General features: G+C 61.5%; 10 protein-coding genes. 9 read left to right on the top strand and 1 reads right to left on the bottom strand.

What is annotated here, in order from left to right:
- A partial coding sequence (locus G559_RS0108795) for a transposase (protein WP_028627873.1) occupies positions 1–219 on the top strand: 219 nt, incomplete at its 5' end.
- Positions 220–347: 128 nt separating this feature from the next.
- Here G559_RS0108795 and G559_RS0108790 read toward each other — a convergent pair.
- The gene (locus G559_RS0108790) at positions 348–926 is read right to left on the bottom strand and encodes a Maf family protein (RefSeq protein ID WP_028627872.1); all 579 of its coding nucleotides are present in this window, start codon (positions 924–926) and stop codon (positions 348–350) included.
- Positions 927–1,034: 108 nt separating this feature from the next.
- Here G559_RS0108790 and G559_RS0108785 point away from each other — a divergent pair, with 108 nt between their 5' ends.
- The 8 genes from G559_RS0108785 (at position 1,035) to pabC (ending at position 7,230) form a co-directional block, all read left to right on the top strand.
- Positions 1,035–1,562, top strand: a complete 528-nt coding sequence (locus G559_RS0108785) for a YceD family protein (protein ID WP_028627871.1) — start codon at positions 1,035–1,037, stop codon at positions 1,560–1,562.
- Positions 1,563–1,575: 13 nt separating this feature from the next.
- Positions 1,576–1,758, top strand: coding sequence for a 50S ribosomal protein L32 (rpmF, locus tag G559_RS0108780; protein ID WP_028627870.1), 183 nt, complete (start codon positions 1,576–1,578; stop codon positions 1,756–1,758).
- Positions 1,759–1,761: 3 nt separating this feature from the next.
- A complete protein-coding gene (plsX, locus tag G559_RS0108775) occupies positions 1,762–2,772 on the top strand; it encodes a phosphate acyltransferase PlsX (protein ID WP_081667979.1) in 1,011 nt (336 codons plus the stop codon).
- Positions 2,773–2,875: 103 nt separating this feature from the next.
- A complete protein-coding gene (fabD, locus tag G559_RS0108770; protein WP_028627868.1) occupies positions 2,876–3,814 on the top strand; it encodes an ACP S-malonyltransferase in 939 nt (312 codons plus the stop codon).
- 15 nt (positions 3,815–3,829) lie between these two features.
- On the top strand, positions 3,830–4,573 hold the full coding sequence (gene fabG / locus G559_RS0108765; RefSeq protein ID WP_028627867.1) for a 3-oxoacyl-ACP reductase FabG: 744 nt from the start codon (positions 3,830–3,832) through the stop codon (positions 4,571–4,573).
- Positions 4,574–4,764: 191 nt separating this feature from the next.
- Positions 4,765–5,001: an acyl carrier protein gene (gene acpP / locus G559_RS0108760; protein WP_004422318.1), complete on the top strand. Its 237-nt coding sequence runs from the start codon at positions 4,765–4,767 to the stop codon at positions 4,999–5,001.
- 169 nt (positions 5,002–5,170) lie between these two features.
- Positions 5,171–6,415, top strand: coding sequence for a beta-ketoacyl-ACP synthase II (gene fabF / locus G559_RS0108755; RefSeq protein ID WP_028627866.1), 1,245 nt, complete (start codon positions 5,171–5,173; stop codon positions 6,413–6,415).
- Positions 6,415–7,230, top strand: coding sequence for an aminodeoxychorismate lyase (gene pabC, locus G559_RS0108750; protein WP_028627865.1), 816 nt, complete (start codon positions 6,415–6,417; stop codon positions 7,228–7,230). The genes fabF and pabC overlap by 1 nt, the downstream gene beginning before the upstream one ends.
- Positions 7,231–7,234 lie beyond the last annotated feature (4 nt).

The raw sequence follows: 7,234 nt of genomic DNA, 5'->3' as shown, positions 1-7,234 counted from the left end.
CAGCGGATGCAGGCGCATCCGGAGATGATGGTCAGGCGCCGATCCATCGTCGAACACCCCTTCGGCAACCTGAAGCAGTGGATCCTGGGCAACGGCCGCTTCCTGCTCCGCCAGTTGCAGGGCGCACGCACGGAAATGGCCCTGGCGGTAAACGCCTACAACCTGAAACGGGCCCTCAACGTGCTGGGCGCCCGTCGGTTGATCGAGCTGATGGGATAAATCCCGCTCCTCGCTTTCGATTACCCAGAAACACCAATGCCCCGAACCAGTCAGGGCGTTGGCTTGGCCTGCACTCAGGGAGTTTTCACACGGCCTGGAATGTCGGGCTTTCTTCCTTCTATATGGGCTCAGGGGATCTGAACGCCCTCGGCGAGTAGCATGTCCACCAGGCGGATAAGCGGCAGGCCGACCAGGCTGGTGGCGTCCGTGCCATCGGTGGAGCGAAACAGGCTGACGCCTAGGCCTTCGGCCTTGAAGCTGCCGGCGCAGTCGTAGGGTTGTTCTGCTTCCAGGTAACGGCTGATGCGTGCGGCGTCCAGTTCGCGGAAATGCACGGTGAACGGTACGCAGTCGACTTGATGTTGGCCGGTGGCGCTGTTCAGTAGGGCGAGGCCGGTCAGGAAGCTGACGCTGGCGCCACTAGCGCGCTGTAGTTGGTCGCGGGCGCGCTTGAAGTCGTGGGGTTTGCCGAGGATCTGCTCGCCCAGTACGGCAACCTGGTCGGAGCCGATGATCAGGTGGTTCGGATTCTGTGGGGCAATGGCGCGAGCTTTCTCCAGGGCTAGGCGGCGCACCAGTTGTTCGGCGGATTCATGTGGTTGACGGCGTTCGTCGATGTCCGGAGCGCCACAGGTGAAGGGTAGGCGCAGGCGTTCGAGCAGTTCGCGGCGGTAGGGGGAGCTGGATGCGAGCACCAGGGGCAGCATGGCGGTCTCCGGATTGTTGGGCGAGAAATTTTATAGAGGCCTTTCGTGTATGGACAATGCGGAAATTCTTTTGACAGGGCAGGGGCTCATCCCTAGAATGTCGCGCCTATGTTGAATGGGCCGATTCCACCTCATGTAGATCCGCGCAAGTTGGCGGACCGCGAAGTCACTCTTGATGGTGACATTGCGCTCGCCCGCCTGGAGCGACTCTGCGAACCTCTTGCGGGAAACGCAGGCAGCATCCGTGCGAGCCTCGCGTTTGGTCGTGACGAGCGCCGCGCTGTTGTCATCCACAGCCGGATTGATGTTGAGGTCAAGATGGTTTGCCAGCGTTGTCTAGAGCTGGTCACCCTGAACATCCACAGCGAGTGCGATTACGCGGTGGTGCGGGAAGGGGCTGACAGTCAGTCGCTGCCGAAGGGCTATGACGTGCTGGAAGTGGGTGAGGATCCATTGGATCTGATGACTCTGGTCGAGGATGAGCTGCTGCTTGCCCTGCCCATAGTTCCGGCCCATGACCCTGAAGATTGCCAGCAGCCGGCGGGCACCAACGAGCCCGAGCCGAGCGTGGACGAGGTTTCGCGGTCCAACCCGTTCAGCGTACTGGCGCAGTTAAAGCGTGACCCAAACGTTTAGGAGTTAATTGATTATGGCTGTTCAGCAGAACAAAAAATCCCGCTCGGCACGCGATATGCGCCGTTCCCACGACGCCCTCGAGTCCAGCGCCCTGTCCATAGAGAAGAGCACCGGTGAAGTTCACCTGCGCCACCACGTCTCCCCGGACGGTTTTTACCGCGGTCGTAAAGTGATCGACAAGGGCGCTGCTGAGTAATCCTTGGCCGCCTCGATCATCGCGATTGATGCAATGGGCGGGGACTACGGTCCCCGCTGCATTGTTCCAGCCAGCGTCGCCTGTCTGGCTGAGTTCCCCTCGCTTCACCTGGTCCTCGTCGGCCAAGCCCCCCTTCTTGAAGAACTTGTCGCCCGCGTTCCTGCGGTCTATCGCCAGCGCCTGGAGATCGAACACGCCAGTGAAGTGATCGCCATGGACGAGCGCCCGGCACAAGCTTTGCGCGGCAAGCCGGATGCCTCGATGCGCGTCGCCCTGGAGCTGGTTCGTAAAGGACGCGCCCAGGCTTGTGTCAGTGCTGGCAATACGGGCGCCCTGATGGCGCTGTCCCGCTATGTGTTGAAGACCCTGCCTGGAATTGATCGCCCGGCGATGGTCAGTGCCATTCCCACGGCGCGTGGTCATTGTCATCTGCTGGATCTGGGGGCTAACGTCGATTGCAGTGCCGAGCATCTATACCAGTTTGCCGTAATGGGGGCAGTCGCCGCCGAAGCCTTGGGCATCGCCCGTCCGCGCGTTGCGTTGCTGAATGTCGGCACTGAAGACATCAAGGGCAACCAGCAGGTCAAACTTGCGGCGAGCCTGTTGCAGCAGGCCGAAGGTCTCAATTACATCGGCTACATCGAAGGTGATGGCCTCTATCGCGGTGAGGCGGATGTAGTGGTTTGCGACGGTTTCGTCGGCAACATCCTGCTTAAGTCCAGCGAAGGTCTGGCCTCGATGATCTCTGCGCGTATCGAGGCGCTCTTTACCGAAAGCCTGGGGGCTCGCCTGGTTGGCTCGATGGCTTTGCCGCTGCTGCGTCGCCTGCGCACCGACCTGACGCCGGCGCGCCACAACGGGGCAAGTTTCCTGGGGTTGCAGGGCATCGTCATCAAGAGTCACGGTTCGGCTGGTGCGGAAGGTTTCCAGAGCGCCATTCGCCGGGCGCTGATCGAGGTGCGCGAGAATCTGCCGCAGCGCCTTCACGGCCGTCTGGAACATCTGTTGCTGTAGGATGTGACCGCTATCGGCAGCCTGTCATCCAAATGTCAGTTTCGTGCGCTTGGCTATGCCAGGCGTCAATCTCCCTATACCGTCAGATAAGGGACCTCACTCAATGTCCGCATCCCTCGCTTTCGTATTTCCCGGTCAGGGTTCCCAGTCTCTGGGCATGCTGGCCGAGCAGGGGGGCCAGCACAAGCTGGTCCTGGATACCTTTGCCGAAGCCTCCGAGGCGCTCGGTTACGATCTCTGGGCGCTGACTCAGCAAGGTCCGGAAGAGCAACTCAACCAGACCGACAAAACCCAGCCTGCCATTCTTACTGCTTCCATCGCCCTGTGGCGCCTTTGGCTGGCTGAAGGCGGCGCCCGTCCAGCCTATGTCGCTGGTCACAGCCTGGGCGAATATTCTGCCCTGGTAGCCGCTGGCAGCCTGGGTCTCACCGATGCGGTGAGATTGGTTGAGCGTCGTGGCCAACTGATGCAGCAGGCCGTGCCGGCAGGGCAGGGCGGCATGGCCGCGATCCTTGGTCTGGAAGATGCCGACGTGCTGGCCGCCTGCGCTGACGCCGCGCAGGGTGAAGTGGTCAGTGCCGTGAATTTCAACGCCCCTGGCCAGGTGGTCATTGCTGGTGCTGCTGCCGCGGTCGAGCGCGCCATTGAGGCGTGCAAGGCTCGCGGTGCCAAGCGGGCCATGCCGTTGCCGGTAAGCGTGCCGTCCCACTGCGCGCTGATGAAGCCGGCTGCCGAGCGCTTCGCAGAATCGGTTGAGGCCCTGGATTGGCAGGCGCCGCAGATTCCGCTGGTGCAAAATGTCAGCGCTGCTGTGGTGGCCGATCTGTCGGACCTCAAACGCGATCTGCTGGCCCAGCTCTATAGCCCGGTCCGTTGGGTTGAATCGATGGTCAGCCTGTCCGAGCGCGGCGTCACTGATCTGATCGAGTGCGGCCCCGGCAAGGTGCTCTCGGGCCTTAACAAGCGTTGCGTGAAGGGTGTCAGCACCCACAACCTGGATACCCCTGATGCTTTCGCAGCCGCCCGTGCTGCGCTGGCCTGAACAAGGAGAAGACCTATGAGTCTGCAAGGTAAAGTGGCACTGGTCACCGGTGCGAGCCGTGGCATTGGCCAGGCTATCGCCCTCGAGCTGGGCCGTCAGGGCGCCGTGGTGATCGGCACCGCGACCTCTGCTTCCGGTGCCGAGCGCATCGCCGAGTTCCTCAAAGACAACGGTATCGAAGGCGCAGGCCTGGTTCTGGATGTCAGCAACGATGAGTCGGTTGCCAGCACGCTGGAGCACATTCAGCAGCACCTGGGTCAGCCGCTGATCGTGGTGAACAACGCCGGCATCACCCGCGACAACCTGATGCTGCGCATGAAAGACGACGAGTGGTTCGACGTCATCAATACCAACCTCAACAGCCTGTACCGCCTGTCCAAGGCCGTGCTGCGTGGCATGACCAAGGCTCGCTGGGGTCGCATCATCAATATCGGTTCGGTGGTGGGTGCCATGGGCAACGCCGGTCAGACCAACTACGCGGCTGCCAAGGCTGGCCTCGAAGGCTTCAGTCGCGCCTTGGCGCGCGAAGTTGGCTCGCGCGCCATTACCGTCAATTCGGTGGCCCCCGGCTTCATCGATACCGACATGACTCGCGAGCTGCCGGAAGCCCAGCGCGATGCGCTGCTGAACCAGATTCCGCTGGGCCGTCTGGGCCAGGCCGAAGAGATCGCCAAGGTGGTGGGGTTCCTCGCTTCCGACGGCGCTGCCTACGTCACCGGCGCCACTATTCCGGTCAACGGCGGCATGTACATGAGCTGAATGTGACGAATCCCTTCAGAAAGCTGTCATATGGGCTGTCTAGAATTCGCTATATAAGTGCAGCCGGGTTATAGACATTTCGTTGCAGCGATCCGGAAGGGGTTCAGGCGTTCTGCTTGAAATGCGGAAAACCCTTTCTATACACTGCAGCCCCAGCTGCACGGACTTTTCCATAGGAGTGAAAACACGGTATGAGCACCATCGAAGAACGCGTCAAGAAAATCGTCGCCGAGCAACTGGGCGTCAAAGAAGAGGAAGTAACCAACAGCGCTTCCTTCGTTGAAGACCTGGGTGCCGACTCCCTTGACACCGTTGAGCTGGTGATGGCTCTGGAAGAGGAATTCGAGACCGAAATCCCGGACGAGCAAGCCGAGAAGATCACCACCGTTCAGGAAGCCATCGACTACATCAACGCCAACGCGCAGTAATGTAGTCGTCGGTTCCCCGACGCGGAAAAGCCGCACGACCCGACTGGGCGTGCGGCTTTTCTTTAAGCCGATTGTTGAAAATCCGCGGTTTGCACGTTGCCTGCCGGGCTTTTCAACAGTCTGTTAATCCGAATCAACCGCCGTGTAGAGATTGAAGAAGGAGAGCGCTGTGTCGCGTAGACGCGTCGTAGTCACTGGCCTGGGCATGCTGTCGCCGCTGGGTACCGATGTACCGAGCAGCTGGCAGGGAATTCTGGCTGGCCGCAGTGGCATTGGCCTGATCGAACATATGGACCTTTCTGCGTACTCCACCCGCTTTGGTGGTTCGGTCAAGGGGTTCAATGTCGAGGAGTACCTGTCGGCCAAGGAGGCGCGCAAGCTCGACCTGTTCATCCAGTACGGTCTTGCCGCGAGCTTCCAGGCAGTGCGCGACTCGCGCCTCGAAGTCACTGACGCTAACCGTGAGCGCATTGGCGTCGCCATGGGTTCGGGCATCGGCGGTCTGACCAACATCGAGAACAACTGCAAATCCCTGATCGAACAGGGGCCGCGACGGATTTCGCCGTTCTTCGTACCTGGCTCGATCATCAATATGGTGTCCGGATTCCTGTCGATCCACTTGGGTATCCAGGGGCCGAACTACGCCATTGCGACCGCTTGCACCACTGGCACCCACTGCATCGGCATGGCCGCACGCAACATCGCCTATGGCGAGGCAGACGTGATGATCGCTGGTGGCTCCGAGATGGCTGCTTGCGGGCTGGGTCTAGGCGGATTCGGCGCAGCTCGAGCGCTGTCCACCCGCAATGATGATCCGACGCGGGCCAGTCGTCCCTGGGACAAGGGGCGTGACGGCTTCGTGCTGTCGGATGGCGCCGGTGCCCTCGTGCTGGAGGAACTGGAACATGCCAAGGCTCGTGGTGCGACCATTTACGCCGAACTGATCGGATTCGGCATGAGTGGCGATGCCTATCACATGACCTCGCCGCCGGATGACGGCGCTGGCGCTGCCCGTTGCATGCGTAATGCCCTGCGCGATGCGGGCCTGAATGCCGACCAGGTGCAGTACGTGAACGCCCACGGCACCTCGACACCGGCGGGCGATGTGGCTGAAGCCATGGCGCTCAAGTCGGTGTTCGGCGATCACGCCTACAAGCTTGCGGTCAGTTCCACCAAGTCCATGACTGGCCACCTGTTGGGTGCGGCTGGTGCCGTTGAGGCGATCTTCAGTGTGCTTGCCCTGCAGGATCAGGTGGCGCCGCCGACCATCAACCTGGAAGAGCCGGACGAGGGCTGTGACCTCGACTTCGTGCCTCACGAAGCGCGTTCCATGCCCATCGATGTGGTGCTGTCCAACTCCTTCGGCTTTGGCGGCACCAACGGTTCCCTGGTGTTCCGTCGGTTCGAGGGCTGATGCCGGACTGGGTCGACGGCCACCCGGCCGAGTCGCTGTCTATCAAGGACCGCGGCTTGGCCTACGGTGATGGGCTTTTCGAGACTATCGCCGTGCGCGCTGGGCGGCCCCCGCTTCTCGAATACCACATGGCGCGGTTGTCTGAAGGCTGTCGACGCCTGGGTATACCCCTCGATTTCCAATTGATGCGCACTGAGCTGCTGGCCTTCACGGCTGGGCTGGGTGAGGGCGTTGCCAAGCTGATCATCACTCGCGGCGAAGGGTTGCGCGGTTATGCGCCGCCACCGGTTGCGCTGCCGCGACGCATCCTGCAGAGCGCTCCCTTTCCGAGCTACCCGGAGGGTAACTGGGAGCAGGGCGTCCAGCTTTTTTCCTGCGCGACCCGCCTTGCCGAGCAGCCGCTTCTGGCTGGACTCAAGCACTTGAACCGACTCGAGCAGGTCCTTGCTCGCGCCGAATGGCAGGGCAGCGAGTACGCCGAGGGCCTGATGCGCGACCAATCCGGCCGCGTGATCGAAGGGGTGTTCAGCAATCTCTTCATGGCGCGTGATGGCGTGCTGATCACGGCGGATCTTTGCCGTTCTGGAGTCGCCGGTGTCATGCGTGCGGCGCTTCTGGACGGCGCCGGAGCGGCAGGAATCCAGGTCGAGGTGCGGGATATTTCCTTCGACGAGTTCCTCAGTGCCGATGAGGTTTTTCTTTGCAACAGCCTCTTCGGTATCTGGCCGGTGCGTTCTGTAACAGGCCATCACTGGCCGGTCGGGCCGCTGACCCGTAAACTTCAGGCCATCGCCCGCGATCTACTGGACATCTGATTCG

The organism is Metapseudomonas resinovorans DSM 21078 (assembly GCF_000423545.1).
In the GTDB taxonomy this organism is placed as follows: domain Bacteria; phylum Pseudomonadota; class Gammaproteobacteria; order Pseudomonadales; family Pseudomonadaceae; genus Metapseudomonas; species Metapseudomonas resinovorans.
Note: the sequence above shows the minus strand (reverse complement) of the source record. Positions and strands in the feature narration are given on the sequence as shown.